Source organism: Enterobacter sp. 18A13, from assembly GCF_007035975.1.
GTDB lineage: Bacteria > Pseudomonadota > Gammaproteobacteria > Enterobacterales > Enterobacteriaceae > Enterobacter > Enterobacter vonholyi.
In genome coordinates this window covers 1,822,951-1,837,959 of the sequence record NZ_AP019634.1, presented here as the reverse complement: position 1 = coordinate 1,837,959, position 15,009 = coordinate 1,822,951, and the positions used below count along the sequence as shown (strand labels likewise).

Here is a 15,009-nt window from a genome sequence, read left to right as displayed (position 1 = left end):
CACCCATAAAAAAGCCCACAGCCGCGGGCATCAAAGACTGGACATCCATTCTTCAAGTTCAGAGACTTCAGCGCCTTCTTCCTGCTCACCCCATTTCAGCATCACGTCAGGAATGGTGAATTTCCCGCCCTGAGAGTTCAGCATTGCAACGGAGATCTGCGCCGCCTGAGCATCGGCGCGCCAGTCACCAATCGGACTGATGCGGTCGAACTCGATCCACATTTTGAGCTCGCTGGCGGTCATGGTCTGGCGCAGTTCGTGGAGAGTGCGCCCCAACCGGAGCGCCAGCGACATCAGGAAGAAGGTCAGCGGCTGCTTTACGGCTTTCCCGCTTCTTCCTGGCTCATTCCGAGGTTGATAGCCTGAGCCAGCAGGCGGGAGTGCACAGGACCATAAATTTTAGATACCTGCTCCTGATCCTCATCGCTGAATACTCGCTCGCCGTTTTCATCCAGCAGAACGTCAATAAACAGAACCACATCAGCCTCTTTGTTACGCAGAAACTTTTCCGCCTCCGTCAGCGTCGGTGCCTCTTCGCCCTCGGCGATCTGTGGATTAACGATCTCCCGGAATTTCACCCAGGCATCGCCAGAGGGTTCACGCAGCGTTACCTTTGCGCCATCCCATTCAGGGACCGTGATACCTTCTTTGGTGCGGTAGGCTTTCGATGCTGTAAGCGCCACGTTGCGTAATGAATTCTGTGATGTTTTTTGCGGCATTTCATTTTTCTCTTGTTACATGATCGGAGGGATAAAAAAAAAGCGGCCGAAGCCGCTCAGGAACCAGACGCGTAGATGCGTTTAGGTTTGCCGCGTACACGCAGAGAATAGGTAGCGCCAACAACGGAAGAGGTTGCAGCAGACCATGAGCTCTGGCGCACCTCAACCAGCACGTAGAAACCGTTGCCAGACGGGAATACCACGCGCAGCGCGCGCAGTTCGTCATTTTCGTAAGCGGTCTGCAGTGCCTCCTGTGCTGCTTCATCGCCAACCCAGTTACGGGTAATGCTCATTTCAGCAGGCGCGGCGAGGCCGTTGGTTTGCTCCTGTTCAGTTGAGCACAGCGTGGTTACGTCGATATCCCCTTTCTGCCCGCCGGTGAAGGTGATCTCCTTTGTTGCACAGGCTGCTTCCAGCCAGGTAACACCAGCACCCGGGAAACCTGAGGCGTTAAAATCCTCGGCGGTTACGGGTGCGTCGGAGACGGCAAAGGTCATCCCCTTTGTGACTTCATACTTACTGGTCATGGTTTCTCCAGTTAAAAAAAATACCGCCGGAGCGGTCTGTTATGGTGGGTAAAGTTAAACGGTTACCTGAAATTCGAGCGTTGCCCGGTGATAGCGCAGATCAGGCTCATAGCCCGGCGTTTTTACAATACTTCCCGGCTTCAGCATCTGCAGGGCATCAAGCGCCATATTCCTGATTGTGCGCGCTTCAGTGATGGTGCTGGAATAAACATCAACCTGCACGGAAACGGCTGATTCAGCCTGACCGCAGAGAACGTCAGCGGCCACGTCGGTAATAATTGAGAAAATTACCCAGGGCGGCGAGATTGAAGGCTTCCCGTCATTGCCGAGCGGCGCAACGTAGGGATAAACCTGCCCTCCGGCCAGCGGCGCCAGCAGAGGATAGAGATCGTCTTCCGTCATTTGCTTAATGCCTCGTCAATGGCCTGGTTCATGCGCCTGATCGCGACCTCCGTCGCCTGCTCCTGGCGAACATCGAACGCGGGACGAATGAAAGGGTGCGGCGGCATGTTAACGGTACCCATTTCTACGAATCGCCAGTAAAACGCATTACGCGGATCGCTGGCTTTCATGGTGTTGTCGCTATTACCGGTTCGCATGTTGCGGCCACGGATATGAATACCGGAAGATATTTCCCCGCGGCGGCGGCTTTTTTGGGTCACCACCACCACGTTTTTTTTCAGTTTCCCGGTACGTACCGGCGCGCGGGCGATCACTTCTTCCTTAAGCACTTCGGCGCCAGCGCGCGTGGCATCACGCAGGACCTTGTTGTTTTCAGCGCGGCTAAGCGCCTCCAGATCCTTTGCGATTTCATTCAGCCCGGAAAAATCGAGGCTCGTCTCAATCATTTTTCAGCTCCCGTTTTGCAAAGAATTTCCAGGCGAGTGCCGTTCGCATTTGCTACAGGAGGACCGATGATATTTAGCACCTGACCTTTATACGGGCCGCTGAGCACTTCAAGACGAGAAGAGGCGTTTAGCTCTGACCTGAAGCGCATCCAGACGCGAATGGTTGCCTGCGCCGTTTCCGCGCCGCCTGAAAGCTGCTCTCTGCCGCTGATCCCCTTTACCTCAGCCGGGACCGGGTTGCCACCAGTCCACGTTTCAACCGGCTGACCAGATGGATCGCGCGAAGTCGTGAAGGTGAGAATTTTTACCCGGTGCCTGAATCGTCCAGGTTCCATCAGGAGCCCTCCTCAGGTTCAGATTTACCGCGCCAGTTGCGATGGATGAACATCATGCGTTCTGCTGCAGCGTTCTCATAAAGTTGTACTTCGCTTTGCGCGGTGCGGTGTTCAAACATGTCAGCAAAGACAAGAAGAACGGCGCCCTTAACGGCTGCAGGAATATCAGCTGCAACATTCCATGCTGGTTCATCGCACCAGCGTATGCAGTAGTCAAAAGCTGCCTGAGCGTACAGGGTGATCAGCTCGTCCCTGTCGTCTTCCTCAAATTCAATCTGCTGCTTAAACAGGCGGAGGCCAATTACATCCAGAACATCTATCGCCATACGTTAAAGGGCGGGTCACCCCGCCCCCTCCATCATGAGCCAGAAGAGAAACTGCCCTTGATGATTGCCGTCGGGCGATAGTGCGCCAGCGCCAGGCGCTCTTCGCACAGGATGGTCAGCATGTTTTTCACGAAGTTATCGCGGTCTTCACGGCTGACTTCCACGGTGGCATCCATGCGATCCCACACCTGTGAGGCCATATCAAATCCGCCCACCGTAAAGGTGCCTGCGGCCTGCGCCTTAGTCGGAACCACTGGCAGGCCCCACATGATGTTGCTGGTAAACGCCTGAGGACCACCGAAGATATAGCGGCCTTCGTTGTCTTTCAGCAGCGCGATGTTGTGCCAGTCGCGCGGGTTCAGGACGATACCGGAAGCGCTAAACTCAGACTCTGTCACCTGGTAAATAGCGTGAGCGATAATGTCAGCGCGGGTGTCGCCAGTGGCATTCAGCGAGGTGTCGTAGGCGGTTGCCACTTTGTTCAGACCTTCCAGGTTATCCCCGGTACCGTCGCCGTTCAGCAGCTGGCCTTCTTCCTTCAGTGCCAGGCCGTACATGAGGCGGTTGTTAACGTAGGACTGCAGCATTGGCGCATCGTCCATCACCTGACGTGATGCCTGCACCCAGTGCGCGATGGTCTTCACGTTCGCGGTCTGCTTGCTGAATGTGATATCCGATTCTGGCTTAAGCGCTTTCTCAGCCACCACATCGGCGTTATTGGTAAACACCTCTTCACGCACGTATTCGAGAGCGTTGCTGGAAATTCGGCCCTGAGCCAGCAGGTCACGAATAGTCAGACGGCGCAGGCCCGGCATGATGATGCCAGGGATCTGCATCGGCTGGATCAGTGAGCCAGCAGAATCAGCGTCACTGCCGAGAGACTTGTTAAACGTCTTCGCGTCGAAGGTGCCCTGTTTACCGTCCCATGACTTGATGAGCTCTTCAGCAGCACGTTCAGAGAAGGATTTCTTCTCACCCGGATTTTCAGCACCAGAAGCCAGTTTCTGTTCAAGATCGAAGAGGCGGGTACCGGATTTGGTCAGTTCTTCCTGTACCTTCACCAGGTCTTCCTGCAGCTGTTTGGACACGACGCCGGTCTTTTCGATTTCCGTCTTCTGGGCATCGAAAAGCTGGGTCATTTTCTGCTGGGATTCTTCGATTGCTTTTTGAATGAGAGCGAGTTCAGACATAATTAATTACCTAAATTAGAGGGAAAAGATTTGATGCTCTGAAGCAGAGCGTTGATTTGTGCTTCGTTTCCGTCGCCCTCGGACTCGCTCCGAATCGCTGACTTAAACCGGGCTATTAACCCAACTGCCTGTGATTTGGTGAGCCCGACTGAATCCCTCAGCCAGTTCTCCACATCACGGATCGTTTCAATGCCATCGACACTTTTCATGGCTGCGATGCCAGCCTGTTCGTTGGCGGGGAAAGTGCAGACGCTGATTTCACGCAGAGCCTGGATATTCTTAAAAATGCGGCCTGTTGGAATGATGGTGTAATCGTCTTTCGCAACGGAAAAGCCAACCGACATACCTTCAACCGTACCGTGCTGCATTGCCGCTTTCAGGTCGGCGGCGCCGCTGTGCCCTGGGGTAAGTTGACCGCGCACATACAGGCCTTTTTCGTCTTCGGCCAGGCTGTCCCATTTACCAACCGGCAGCTCCCACGTCTTGTGGTTGAAAAACATCGCAACTTTGCGGGTCTGGTTCGCCAGTGCGTTTTTAAACGCCCCGGGCAGAATGATGTCGCCATCGGAATCGGTGTTATTAAAAACAGAGGCGTAGCCTTCAAAAATCCCCTGTTTACCGTCACCGGTGAATTTGATTTCTGTCTCGTCGAAGGACAGCGTTTTTACGATCTCAGGCATTACGGCCCCCATAAAAATTAAGCCCCGTTATTACGGGGCTCTTTGTTGGTTCCTAAATCGGTGATCGGCACGTATTGCGACTGGCGCATTGCCACATCGCCACCCGGCAATGGCGGGAGGTTGTCTGTTCGTCGCATCTCGTTGATGGTGCGTAGCCCTGCCTCTCCCATTGCCTTCATAAAGGCAGCGCGGGATGCCGAATCGCCCCTCAGCAGGCCGTCGAGGTTGTGCTCAGCATGAATGCGGCCGACATCCTTAGCAGGAATAAGCCACCGCTGAACGCTGTTTTCCCACCGGGAGATATAGGGCTGTAGGGTGTACTGCAGGAAGCCGAGATTCTGCTGCTCGATGCCCGATCCCCAGCTCGTTGATTTCTCGACGTCGCCGACAAGGTGAGGCGGTACGCCAAAGAATCGCGCCAGTTCACTTACCTGAAATTTTCGGGACGCCATCATTTCGGCATCCTGCGGCGTTACGCCAATTGCCGATGTGGAAAAGCCCGCTTCCAGAATCCAAAGGCGTTTTTTAACCGGACCGCCGGCGATCTCTTTGAAGTTCTCTTCTACCTGCGAGCGCTGCTGTTCATTTAGCACTTTTTCGCCGGTTGAGAGGATTTGCGGAGACTTGGCGCCGTTGGCAAAGAAATCTCGCTGCTGGTCCTCCATCGCAACTGCCACACCCGCCGATTTACAGGCAAAAGCAATGGGTGACAGGCCGACCAGCCCGGTGAATCCGAAGCCTTTAAGGTGAAAAATCTCTCTCTGCGAAAAGTCGGCGTATTCGCTGTCGCGTTGATAGCGATAAACCACTTTTTTTCCGACGAGTTTCACATCCATATTGGCAGACTGAAGCGGGAGAAGGCTGATCACGTCACCCGCACTGTTGCGGTCCACCAGTGCATATGCGTTACCGTAGAAACAGAGCTGCATCGTCATGGCCTCCCTGAATTCCTGGGCGGTCATGTACTGATTCGGTGAGTAGCGCAGCAGTCGCGCCAGCGGATTGCTCAACCCCACTTTTTTGCGGTTGTCATTCTGGTCGGTTTCGAAGACATCAAGAGGTAAGCATGCCGTGAGCGTTGAAATCAGGCTCACGCAGCGCCAAACCGTCGAAATTTGCAGTATCCGTTCATCGTTAATGGATGAATCGCCCAGGTGTCCGTGGGCCGAAACAGGCCCCGTCTGTGAGCCCTGATTTGGGGTGACTAAACGCCCGCCGACAAACCAGGACTGCAGCCTTGCCCACCAGCCGTTATTGGTTCGCAGGTCAATCGTGTATTTAGGTTCTTCCATCACATGCTCAGCGGTCGGAAAATGAAATCGTCGAAGTCACCACCCTGTTCGGTAACTTCCCCATTAGCAGCACCAACGGACATTGTCATTGCGACCATGCCATCAATACGGCCCGTTGCTTTGGATTTATCCAGCTTACGGTTGCCAGCAGCATCTTTTACGATCACCGCGTTCCAGGCACACATGGTTAACACCGGGTGCATACCATGCCTCACGCGCCCGTTAAGCATCAGTGACTCAAGGGTGTCTACAGCCGGGCCCATATCCTTAAAGCCCTGTCCGAACTCGACCAGCGGAAGGCTCAGACCGATGTCGTCAGCTTCTTTCCTGAACTGGTCAATGCGCCATCGGTCGAAGGCCATTGAGGTAAGATCGAAATCACCGATTATTTCAGCGATATCGGCAACCACGAATGAGTAATCGACCGATGCGCCGGGTGTGGTACGCAAAAGCCCCTCTCTGGCCCATACGTCATATGGCGCGCGGTCTGTTTTGGACCGTGCCTCCAGCGTTTTTTGAGGCGTCCAGAAGAACGGGAAGATATCCCAGATGCCATCCTCTGCTTCACCGGCGATAACCAGCGCCGTTAAGTCATTCCTGGCTGACAGATCCAGCCCCGCGTACCACTTCCTCGGCGTATTAACCGGCATGCCACCGCACAACTCCCACACGCTGCGGGAGATAAACGGTGATACGGTGGAAACGCGCTGGTTCAGGTTGAGGTTGCGGAATGTGTTCTCGAAGCTCGGCATTCGCGAGGCCATTTCTGCCTGGCGCGCCATGTCTTTTTCGGAACGGAAGGTTCCGAGCGCCGGGTTCGCGGCAAGCCAGGATTCCCGCTTACCGATATCAGCGTCTTTTGGCGCTTCGTAAACGTGGCAGACAATGTGCGGATCTTTCGATTTGACCGCATCATCAATCCAGATGCTCAACAGGTCGGCATCGTTCGCCGCCTGGGTGCTGATAACGATAAGAAGCGGATTCTCATGCGCACCCTGGGCTGTAGTAATCGCGTCGATAAAATCATCCTGCGGCCCCCTTACCTGTCCGGTTTCGTCCAGAATCGCCAGAATCGGGGAAAGGCCGTGTGTGGTTTTACCCTCAGCAGATAGCGCCTTGTATTCGACATTACACGGCAACCCTATTAGCTTTTTGCCACTGGGAATTATATGCACTAACACCTGCAGGTCCGGGTTCAGGTTCACCATCTTCACCGCGAGGTTGAAAACGATGGATGCCTGCTCGCGACTAAGAGCGCCACTTACGATCTGGGTATTCTGTACCGCCTCTGGCCCCACCAGATGCGCCAGCAGGATACCGGCTATCAGCCCTGTCTTTCCGTTTTTGCGCGCGATGCTCAGTATCGCTTTATCGGTTCCGACTGGATTGTCGTAAACCGCCAGGATGAATTCTTTCTGGAAGGGATCAAGCCTCATAGGCTTACCCAGAAGCTTGCCTTCCGGCACGATGCAATAGCGCTCAATGAACGCTATTACACGCTCACCTCGCGTCATAGTCTTTTATCCGTGCTTGGGAAAGGCGATCAGGTTGTCGTCCTGGCCCTGATGCTCGTTTTTCGTGTTTCGTGCATCACGATCATTCTGATTGCGTTTCTTCTGGTCGCGGCTTTCACCGTTGGTTGCGTGGGAATGGATCTGCAGGTCACGGCGCTGAGCCAGGATAGTTCGCTGCAAATCAGGAATTTGTTTGCGGAGGTTTTTAATCAGCCCCTCATTTCTCGCTTCACCGCGCGCGCGTTCTTCTTTACGCAAATCTCTGCGTAAAACGGTTAGATAGAGCTGGTTATTTGCCAGTTCTACAGCGGCCAGAAGGTCGGCTGGCGTCCAGCTGTCCAGAGCTTTCGATCTGATATTGTCATGCCAGAATGGTTCGGCTTTTTTTTCCAAACCTGCATGGGACGGAGGATCGATGGTGTCCACTGCTGCATTTTTCATGGCCTGAACCGCTGCTGCCGAACTGTCAGAACGGGTTCGTTTATCTGCCATATGTCAACACCTTAAAACTAAAAAAATCGGGTTAGCGTTAAAATCAAACTTTGGCGGCGGTCATTTGGGGCAAAGGTTTTGAAGATTTGATCCCCCCCTGCCCTGATGCGATTCATTCTCACTTGATATCATTGCATTTGAAATGATTTCACATGATAGGTAATCGACTTGCCGCCGCGCTATGCCGAATGTTTGTCTACCTGTTCGAGTTTCTGAGTGCCTTTCCCACGCCCGGAGACAACATGCCCTGAGACAGTCACTGTCGGCACCTCCTGCCCTACAGCGTGCGAGAACTGAATGGATGTCACGTTCTTCATCTCCACGCCATCAATCGCCAGCTGAACAAACTTACCGTCTCGGTATTCAATGATGAGGTCTTTCATTACGTGCTCCAGTGAGACGCAGGATCGAGCGGGTAGCCGTTGGTATCACAGCCTATTACCGCGCCGCTCTTCTCCATTCTCTGTTTCGTTGAGTCATGATGCGCTTTGCACAGAGGCTGCCAGTTCTCTTTACTCCAGAACAGGAGCTGTGCTTTCGATATGGCCAGCGGGTTACCTGACTTAAGCGCATCTTTGAGTTTGTGGGGCTCGATATGGTCAACCACCGTTGCTGGGGTAATTCGCCCCTGCTGCTCGCACATCACACATAGTGGGTGCTGCTGCAGGAAACGCAGACGGGCCTTATCCCATCGGCTGCCATATACGCGGGGATCTTTGTTCATGCCAGTCTCCATGCGCGGCGGCGTTCCGTCCTCGGCTCGTTGTCAGGGTGACGCTCAACCGTCGGGAGGTCAGCGTGATCCACCAGCGAGTAACACGGATAAATCACCCGGCCACCGAATGCCTCACCGACGGCGTAATCAGCTGCCAGCGTTTTGTTCCATGTGCTGAGCATGCGCGCCAAACTTCCCCGAGGAGGGCTATAACATACGCCGTGAATCAGCTTGCTTAATACGATGTGGTCACCACAGACGCGATCCGCATCCACCAGCATTCCGGCAATCTCTTTCTGACACTGCGGCGGTCGGCCGGTACCGAGATAAAAGCTCAGCATGTCGTCAGGGAAGCGCACCAGCCATTCAGTTACCTTATCGGTGAAGCCCTGCACAGGAAGCGCGTCGTCTTCCAACACCACTACCCGGCAAGGTTGCTCAGCAGCCCATTCGATAGCGCGACGATGATTCCAGTTCGCGCCGCGGTTACCGTCATCAATAAGCAGATGGGCATCCAGCAGCGCGACAAGTCGTTGCGCATGACCTATGCGAGAGTGATGGCCAACCACAACAAACTTCACTTGTGTTTCCACCATGCGGCCTCCTTACCGATACCATCAGTTTTGAAAACGGTATGTACCAGAGGGCCGGTGACCAGCCTGTCAGCGAATGACTGCGCGACAATACCGAACGCCAGCATGTCACCCACCGCGGCGCCAGCCTGCTCTTTCTTCCAGAAGCGATAACTCTCGATCCGGTAATAAAGACGGATGATGCCGTGAGCGAACGCCATTACATCAGCGCGGGTGCCACCCAGCAGACCAGCGTTAAGCATCACATCGTTGCGGTGCGCTTCAATGAATTCCTGATAGATGCGCTCAGGATGATTCTGCTTTGCCCAGGTGTCGGCGTAGGTCTTCGGTTCAGAACCGACGTAAACATTCCCGGGTTGCATCTCTTCCCACGGTGTGTGGAGCATTTCTACATCTGTACCATCAGTACACCAGACGAACCGGTATTCAGGGTGATCTCGCAGGTGCTGCCAGATGTGCAGCCAGCGCCGGAAGTAGACATTCATCTTCACGTCAGGAACGCGATACAGCTCAACGTCTGCAGGTGCCGTCTGCAGCTCATCCACCAGCGCGATACGGCCACAATTCCGAAGTGATGAGGCCCATTTAGCCAGCATGTCAGGTGCGGCCGCCATTTTCGTACCGCGCTGCGGGTCTGGTTGGCTGGTAAGTAGCGTTGTTATTACCACGTCGCGCTGAGATCGATACTCGGCATAGCCTGTATATCCTGAATCCCGGCGCTGCCCGTAAATCACAGCGTTCTTTTTATCGAGCGCTTCACGTTCAGGCCTCGGTATGCTGCGCGCACCCTCTTCGTACTCGTCCATTGAGTGAATCAGCTTTTCAGAGCCAACCACATCAGCAAACGCCCAGGACGTTAAGCCAGCGTTATAAATCCGAAGCGCCAGATCAGGATGCTCATACATGCCCCGGCCATACACCGGATCGAACCCGCCAACCTTCTCTATAGCGCTGTGGTGGTAGTACAACATCACGCCACGCTGCCCGGTGTAAGCAATATGCTTATCATCCCGGTACAGAACGGTCATATCGTTAATCTTTCGCGGACCAGCCAGATCAAGAAACTGATAAGCCAGGTGCGGCTCGGGTGATTCTATGTAGGGAAGATGCCAGTTATCGGCGATAGGCCAGGCATCATCATCCCACAGGAAAAGATGCTCACACCCGGCATCCATCAGGACTGACAGGCTGGCGTTCTTCGAAGCAACAATGCCGAGTGATGTTTCATGGCGAAGCAGCTGCACGCCGTGAGGAACTACCGCTGCAGGCTTTGAACCGTCATCGACAACCACCACCAGCGCACCCGCGGGAAGATGATTCATGTGCTGTTCGAGCGCTCGTTTCAGAACGTCAGCCCGCTGGTGTGTCGTTATTGCAATGCCAATCTGCGATGAAGTTGCGCAGGCGGGTGCATACGGGACACCGTCTATTGTGACCTGCATATTTTATCCTTTTGTTCACAAGCTTTAAATCAGATGAACTAATCAAAATCAATTAAAATGAATTTCTGCTATTGCATTTATTTAATAAACCCCAATATCTAATAACCCACAAATAGTGGGTAACTCAATGGGATACATTATGAAAATAGAAACACAAAAATTAAAAATTATTTTAAATGCATTAGCTGATGTCTATCCGTACTACCTTGAACCTGAGAAATTCTTAGCGGTCGGAGATGACGTTGGTGGAGAAGCTGAATATGATGGTCATCTCCTTTATTTGGCAGAAAAAGGGCTAATTATTACAGATATGGAATGGGACATTGATGAAAAAGCGTATCGATTAACAGCGGGAAAAACGCGTATCTCCAGCAATGGTCTTGACTATCTCGCAGGTAAGTAATCTCCATGGCGGGCTTAAACGCTCGCCTTATGAAGCCCACCAGCAGGTGGGCTTTGAATGACTAACGCTCGGTTTCACTTCGGCCAACTGATAAAAAACATAAACCCGATGAAAGCGAATAGCAGTCCAGAAGCTCCGGCAATAACGATCAGAGCCCAAACAAGAATTGTTCCGATGGTTGCGATCACTTGGACCTCACTTCTTTTGGTTGCTGGCAGTTCGCCTGCCACGCTTTGTTATGCGCCAGGATGTCTTTCTTCGTCTGGCGGTCCATAACATCGATGTCGTGATCCGTTCCGTATATGGGTTTAACCCAGTCGCAAGCCGTGTCCACTACCTCAACCTTTACGGGTCCAGTTTGTGCGCAGCTCACGATCAACATCGTCGCCAGGCATATGGTTAACAGTCTGCTGTACATTACTGGCCTCTTTCGTTGCTTCTACCCGGCGTTCGGCTACTGCTTCAGTGGCTGCGGCCTTTTCTTCGGTGCGCTGCTGGTCTGCTTTCGCTTCCGCTTTGCTGGTGCCGCGTGAATGACCAATGCCAAAAGCACCAGCGATAGCCGCCATTATCAGTGCAGCAATACCGATAATCGTTTCTAAACCCATATCAACCTCACACCAGTACTGTTTTGGCCTGACCGAAGCGAGCGCGACGATCTTCAAGTCCATTCGTGCCGCCGTTGATAATCTTCGTCACCTGCATCAGATCGCCGGAATACTTCAGGCATCCCTTAGTGGCGAAGAACCACGCCGCGCTTCTGGCTGCATAAACATCTTCGGCCAATAGCTCAGGCTGCTTAACCAGATCAACCCTCAGGCCGTTACCGCAGTCACGGTAGTTGTTGAGGCCAGTAATCTGGATAAGCCCTCGTCCACGGTATAACCAGCCGTCGCCGGGAGCGTTGTTCCCCATGCGTTTGCTGTATACCAGGTTAGCAATGGCGCGCTGGCGCTCAAGCGGTAATGTCCGCTCTTCAGGACGGCGGCCAAGCGTGTTTGCCTGGTCTGCTGTGAGACGTCCGGCACGAATGAAATTAGCCAGTGCCGCAATCCGATAGTTAAAACTCTCCACCATCAGCGTGAAGCCAGCTGACTCATGCCCTGCCTGAGCAATGAACATCGCCTGGTCTACCGGTTTGGTTATGTCGAACTCTTTCATCGCATCACTGACTGGCTGAAACCAGCGCGCAGCTAACTCGGCGCTTAACCCAGCCGCCTTATGAAATTGTGATTGGTTCATTAGTGCCTCAGTGCATCAACCAGGCGCGCTACATTTCCCCGAGCCCATAGAACGGCAGCGCATATCAGGACGTTCACCAGTACCACGAACCAGTGTGATTCATGGTACAGGCCGAACAGGTAACGGAAAGGAACGCTGGCGTATACCAGCACCGTGAAATAAGCCATCAGCGATATCAGAGGGCGATGTCTCGCCCCGCCGCGCTGGTAGAACATCAGAGCAAGGACGATCACCCCACAGATGAGGGCATTCACCATCGCACTCGGATCACTTGTTACCATTGCTGGCCCCTCCACCACGTAAACGTGAGAGAATTCCAAACAGGCTACCCAAATCCTGACTGTTGACGAACGTCAGCAGCTTAATAGCAATAGCGGCGACGATTACCGCGCCTAGCGCATCAAGTGGCCTGTCGCTATACCCCGTCCATTTGGAGAAGTAAGAGCCAAGCAGTGGAGCGCCGATAACGCCGAAGATGAATGAGGTGATGAAGTAGCCCACCAGCTTAAGGCGGCTGATATTAACCGCCGTAGCGACGTAGAACACCGCACCAGCGAATGCGCCAAACACCACTCCGTAATCTATGCCGGTTGCCAGGCCGAACATGCTGGCCCCCATCAGACCACCAGCCGCTACCGTAGTGCCAGAAACAGGATCGGACATTTAGCCCCCTCTTATTGCCGTGGGTCCTCTCAGAACGAGGGGAAACAAAAAAGGCCGCCCGTAGGCAGCCCTTAAATGCTTTAAGCCTCTACAAAGTGAGGCTTAGATATCGTTTTAAGTCCGTGGCGTAGAAACCACTCTTAACATGCTACATAATAAAATGCGGACCGCGCAAAAGTTTTTTGGTAAATTAATGGTCCACAGCATAATAAAGTTCAGTTGTTAACTATTAGATTTCTAAGGAATGTTATGACGAGTGCAGTTGCCGTAAAAAAACCAAAAAAACTACGTATTGGCTTCTATACAAGCAGTTCTGGAACCATTCGAAGCGATTCTGTTGCCAAAGCTGCGATCGATAGCCTTTACAGCACTTGCGTTAATGTAACTAATAATCATTTCGATACTATTTATAAAAATAAAAAATTAAAAATCGCATTCATAAATAAAGACACAAATGCCAAATATTATTTTGGATATATGTCTTGTTCAAGAGAAGAGTACCTACTTCCTTATATAGGAGATGAGCACTGGAAAGAACACAACATTCCATTGGATGATAAAAAATACATTGTCGAGCGTACTTATTTTTTATACTACTATGAAAGCGACATTTTGGTCCTTACGCAAAACCATCTTGGTCCAAAGGAATCGGATCTTGCATACCTTCTATATAGTCAAAGCGGACAGCCAGCAAACAACTTTTCTTTTCAGGCCATTTGGAAGCAAGAAAGTATCAAAGAACTTCTCGAAACAGGAAGTACACTAAGAAGCTGCGATCTTATTCTTGCTGCTCCACGAAATTTTGACGCAACTAGTTATAATTTAGAAAGTTCTTTTTCGAAAGAACTCTTACATATGATGGTTGGTCTAGGTGGTACACATTTAAAAATCAATCTTAGAGGAAGAGCCTCTGGAAGAGTTAAAGTCAAAGGATATCTTTCTGATGTGGTAAAAGATGGTATTAAAGAATTATTGGAAAAAATACCAGGCATTGTCAAAAAAGCAGCAGTAACACAGCCAAAAAACACAGCCGAGCAGAGTCTTCTTGAGCAGGTGCTCATATCGGAAAAAAACATCTATACCGTTAACGGCTATGGCACAGATAGCGATGTGCTCCAAGCGATGATTTCTGCTAAGATTGATAATAAAGGATATCTTATCCAGTATGACATAAGCACTAAGAAGGTATAGTTTATGCTATTGAGATATATAGTGAATATAATAGGTAGCATTTTTGTGACATACTTTTTAATGAAGTATGTTCCTCAAATGCAACATAATGACATCCTTACATCAGCAGGGGTTATCTCTACTGTGTCGGGAATATTATTTGGTTTTGTGCTAGCCACCATTTCTATTTTCAGTGCAGCTAGCGCTAATTCAAATGGTGTATTGAAGGCTCTAAAAAACAACAATATACTTCAAGGTATAATAACGAATTTATTAGCTGCTGGAGCGACTTTAATTACAGCGTGCTTGATTTCACTTGTAGCAATGTTTGCCAGCGAACAATTAATATTTAATGAGAAAAAAATAGAGTTCATACTCATAATTCAATCACTATCATTATTGGCAGTGGCAATTATAATGTTTGGATTTACTTGGCGTAAGATTAATTTGATTTTACCATATATTTAAAAGGGCTTCCGTGCCCTTTTTTCTCAATCCATATCTAACCGTACGTCTATCATAGACAAACAACCATCTATGAACCCCTCTGCCATCTGTATCTCAATGCGTATCAATTTCTCGTCCTTCTTTCGCGATTTAGCTATTTTTCGCTTTGAGATGCCATACAAATAATGTGCAACCAAGAGCGAATGCTCATACGGTTTACGTTTTTGAAGCCGAGCTAAACACCCCTCGATAATTAGGGCATCGTCATCAGTACATGACAGGCGGGATTTGCTTGTTGAGGGAAGAAGTCCTTTGAAACCAGCGGCTATTGATGAGTAATCAACACCGGAACTATCACTCGCAGCCCAACCCCCCCAACGCTCTAAAACCATCTGAATGTCACGCATGTTT

General features: G+C 51.5%; 24 protein-coding genes. 3 read left to right on the top strand and 21 right to left on the bottom strand.

Annotated features, from left to right (window positions below):
* Positions 1-30: 30 nt before the first annotated feature.
* The 16 genes from FOY93_RS09045 to FOY93_RS08970 form a co-directional block, all read right to left on the bottom strand.
* The gene (locus FOY93_RS09045; protein WP_000050396.1) at positions 31-294 is read right to left on the bottom strand and encodes a phage tail assembly protein T; all 264 of its coding nucleotides are present in this window, start codon (positions 292-294) and stop codon (positions 31-33) included.
* A 23-nt stretch (positions 295-317) separates the two neighbouring features.
* Complete coding sequence (locus FOY93_RS09040) at positions 318-719, bottom strand: phage tail assembly chaperone (RefSeq protein ID WP_143344978.1); 402 nt, start codon at positions 717-719, stop codon at positions 318-320.
* A gap of 56 nt (positions 720-775) precedes the next feature.
* Positions 776-1,246 carry a phage tail tube protein gene (locus FOY93_RS09035; RefSeq protein WP_000202242.1) on the bottom strand — a complete coding sequence of 157 codons (471 nt, stop codon included), beginning with the start codon at positions 1,244-1,246 and terminating at the stop codon, positions 776-778.
* A gap of 54 nt (positions 1,247-1,300) precedes the next feature.
* Positions 1,301-1,648, bottom strand: coding sequence for a tail completion protein gp17 (gene gp17 / locus FOY93_RS09030; RefSeq protein WP_143344977.1), 348 nt, complete (start codon positions 1,646-1,648; stop codon positions 1,301-1,303).
* Positions 1,645-2,094 carry an HK97-gp10 family putative phage morphogenesis protein gene (locus FOY93_RS09025; protein ID WP_143344976.1) on the bottom strand — a complete coding sequence of 150 codons (450 nt, stop codon included), beginning with the start codon at positions 2,092-2,094 and terminating at the stop codon, positions 1,645-1,647. The genes gp17 and FOY93_RS09025 overlap by 4 nt, the downstream gene beginning before the upstream one ends.
* Positions 2,091-2,429, bottom strand: coding sequence for a phage head closure protein (locus tag FOY93_RS09020; protein ID WP_129694348.1), 339 nt, complete (start codon positions 2,427-2,429; stop codon positions 2,091-2,093). The genes FOY93_RS09025 and FOY93_RS09020 overlap by 4 nt, the downstream gene beginning before the upstream one ends.
* A complete protein-coding gene (locus FOY93_RS09015; RefSeq protein ID WP_143344975.1) occupies positions 2,429-2,755 on the bottom strand; it encodes a head-tail connector protein in 327 nt (108 codons plus the stop codon). The genes FOY93_RS09020 and FOY93_RS09015 overlap by 1 nt, the downstream gene beginning before the upstream one ends.
* Positions 2,756-2,787: 32 nt before the next feature.
* The gene (locus FOY93_RS09010; protein ID WP_143344974.1) at positions 2,788-3,945 is read right to left on the bottom strand and encodes a phage major capsid protein; all 1,158 of its coding nucleotides are present in this window, start codon (positions 3,943-3,945) and stop codon (positions 2,788-2,790) included.
* Positions 3,946-3,947: 2 nt separating this feature from the next.
* Positions 3,948-4,625 (bottom strand): HK97 family phage prohead protease, encoded by a 678-nt coding sequence (locus tag FOY93_RS09005; RefSeq protein WP_016063561.1) that lies wholly within the window; start codon positions 4,623-4,625, stop codon positions 3,948-3,950.
* A 17-nt stretch (positions 4,626-4,642) separates the two neighbouring features.
* Positions 4,643-5,917, bottom strand: coding sequence for a phage portal protein (locus tag FOY93_RS09000; RefSeq protein ID WP_137464218.1), 1,275 nt, complete (start codon positions 5,915-5,917; stop codon positions 4,643-4,645).
* Positions 5,917-7,431: a terminase large subunit gene (locus FOY93_RS08995; protein WP_143344973.1), complete on the bottom strand. Its 1,515-nt coding sequence runs from the start codon at positions 7,429-7,431 to the stop codon at positions 5,917-5,919. Before FOY93_RS08995 ends, FOY93_RS09000 begins: the two co-directional genes overlap by 1 nt.
* 6 nt (positions 7,432-7,437) lie before the next feature.
* Positions 7,438-7,923 (bottom strand): terminase, encoded by a 486-nt coding sequence (locus FOY93_RS08990; RefSeq protein WP_143344972.1) that lies wholly within the window; start codon positions 7,921-7,923, stop codon positions 7,438-7,440.
* Between the two features lie 179 nt (positions 7,924-8,102).
* Positions 8,103-8,306: a hypothetical protein gene (locus FOY93_RS08985; protein WP_047362834.1), complete on the bottom strand. Its 204-nt coding sequence runs from the start codon at positions 8,304-8,306 to the stop codon at positions 8,103-8,105.
* A complete protein-coding gene (locus FOY93_RS08980; protein ID WP_143344971.1) occupies positions 8,306-8,647 on the bottom strand; it encodes an HNH endonuclease signature motif containing protein in 342 nt (113 codons plus the stop codon). The genes FOY93_RS08985 and FOY93_RS08980 overlap by 1 nt, the downstream gene beginning before the upstream one ends.
* Positions 8,644-9,234, bottom strand: a complete 591-nt coding sequence (locus tag FOY93_RS08975; RefSeq protein ID WP_143344970.1) for a hypothetical protein — start codon at positions 9,232-9,234, stop codon at positions 8,644-8,646. Before FOY93_RS08975 ends, FOY93_RS08980 begins: the two co-directional genes overlap by 4 nt.
* On the bottom strand, positions 9,216-10,673 hold the full coding sequence (locus FOY93_RS08970; protein WP_143344969.1) for a glycosyltransferase family 2 protein: 1,458 nt from the start codon (positions 10,671-10,673) through the stop codon (positions 9,216-9,218). Before FOY93_RS08970 ends, FOY93_RS08975 begins: the two co-directional genes overlap by 19 nt.
* 139 nt (positions 10,674-10,812) lie before the next feature.
* On the opposite strand from FOY93_RS08970, the gene FOY93_RS08965 reads away from it, so the two are divergent.
* Positions 10,813-11,076, top strand: a complete 264-nt coding sequence (locus FOY93_RS08965; RefSeq protein ID WP_143344968.1) for a hypothetical protein — start codon at positions 10,813-10,815, stop codon at positions 11,074-11,076.
* A gap of 338 nt (positions 11,077-11,414) precedes the next feature.
* Here FOY93_RS08965 and FOY93_RS08955 read toward each other — a convergent pair whose 3' ends face one another.
* Genes FOY93_RS08955 through FOY93_RS08940 form a run of 4 tightly spaced genes read right to left on the bottom strand, consistent with a single transcriptional unit; the run spans position 11,415 to position 12,981 of the window.
* The gene (locus FOY93_RS08955; RefSeq protein ID WP_143344966.1) at positions 11,415-11,684 is read right to left on the bottom strand and encodes a hypothetical protein; all 270 of its coding nucleotides are present in this window, start codon (positions 11,682-11,684) and stop codon (positions 11,415-11,417) included.
* A gap of 7 nt (positions 11,685-11,691) precedes the next feature.
* Positions 11,692-12,318, bottom strand: a complete 627-nt coding sequence (locus FOY93_RS08950; RefSeq protein ID WP_143344965.1) for a glycoside hydrolase family 19 protein — start codon at positions 12,316-12,318, stop codon at positions 11,692-11,694.
* Positions 12,318-12,599 carry a phage holin family protein gene (locus tag FOY93_RS08945; RefSeq protein WP_028019551.1) on the bottom strand — a complete coding sequence of 94 codons (282 nt, stop codon included), beginning with the start codon at positions 12,597-12,599 and terminating at the stop codon, positions 12,318-12,320. The genes FOY93_RS08950 and FOY93_RS08945 overlap by 1 nt, the downstream gene beginning before the upstream one ends.
* The gene (locus FOY93_RS08940; RefSeq protein WP_022648767.1) at positions 12,586-12,981 is read right to left on the bottom strand and encodes a phage holin family protein; all 396 of its coding nucleotides are present in this window, start codon (positions 12,979-12,981) and stop codon (positions 12,586-12,588) included. Before FOY93_RS08940 ends, FOY93_RS08945 begins: the two co-directional genes overlap by 14 nt.
* A 249-nt stretch (positions 12,982-13,230) precedes the next feature.
* Between FOY93_RS08940 and FOY93_RS08935 the strand changes: the two genes are divergently transcribed.
* Positions 13,231-14,172 (top strand): DUF6731 family protein, encoded by a 942-nt coding sequence (locus tag FOY93_RS08935; RefSeq protein WP_232057380.1) that lies wholly within the window; start codon positions 13,231-13,233, stop codon positions 14,170-14,172.
* Between the two features lie 21 nt (positions 14,173-14,193).
* Positions 14,194-14,619 carry a hypothetical protein gene (locus tag FOY93_RS08930; RefSeq protein WP_172621895.1) on the top strand — a complete coding sequence of 142 codons (426 nt, stop codon included), beginning with the start codon at positions 14,194-14,196 and terminating at the stop codon, positions 14,617-14,619.
* A gap of 23 nt (positions 14,620-14,642) precedes the next feature.
* Here FOY93_RS08930 and FOY93_RS08925 read toward each other — a convergent pair whose 3' ends face one another.
* Entirely contained in the window at positions 14,643-15,005 is a 363-nt protein-coding gene (locus FOY93_RS08925; protein ID WP_143344963.1) for an antiterminator Q family protein, read from the bottom strand.
* Positions 15,006-15,009 lie beyond the last annotated feature (4 nt).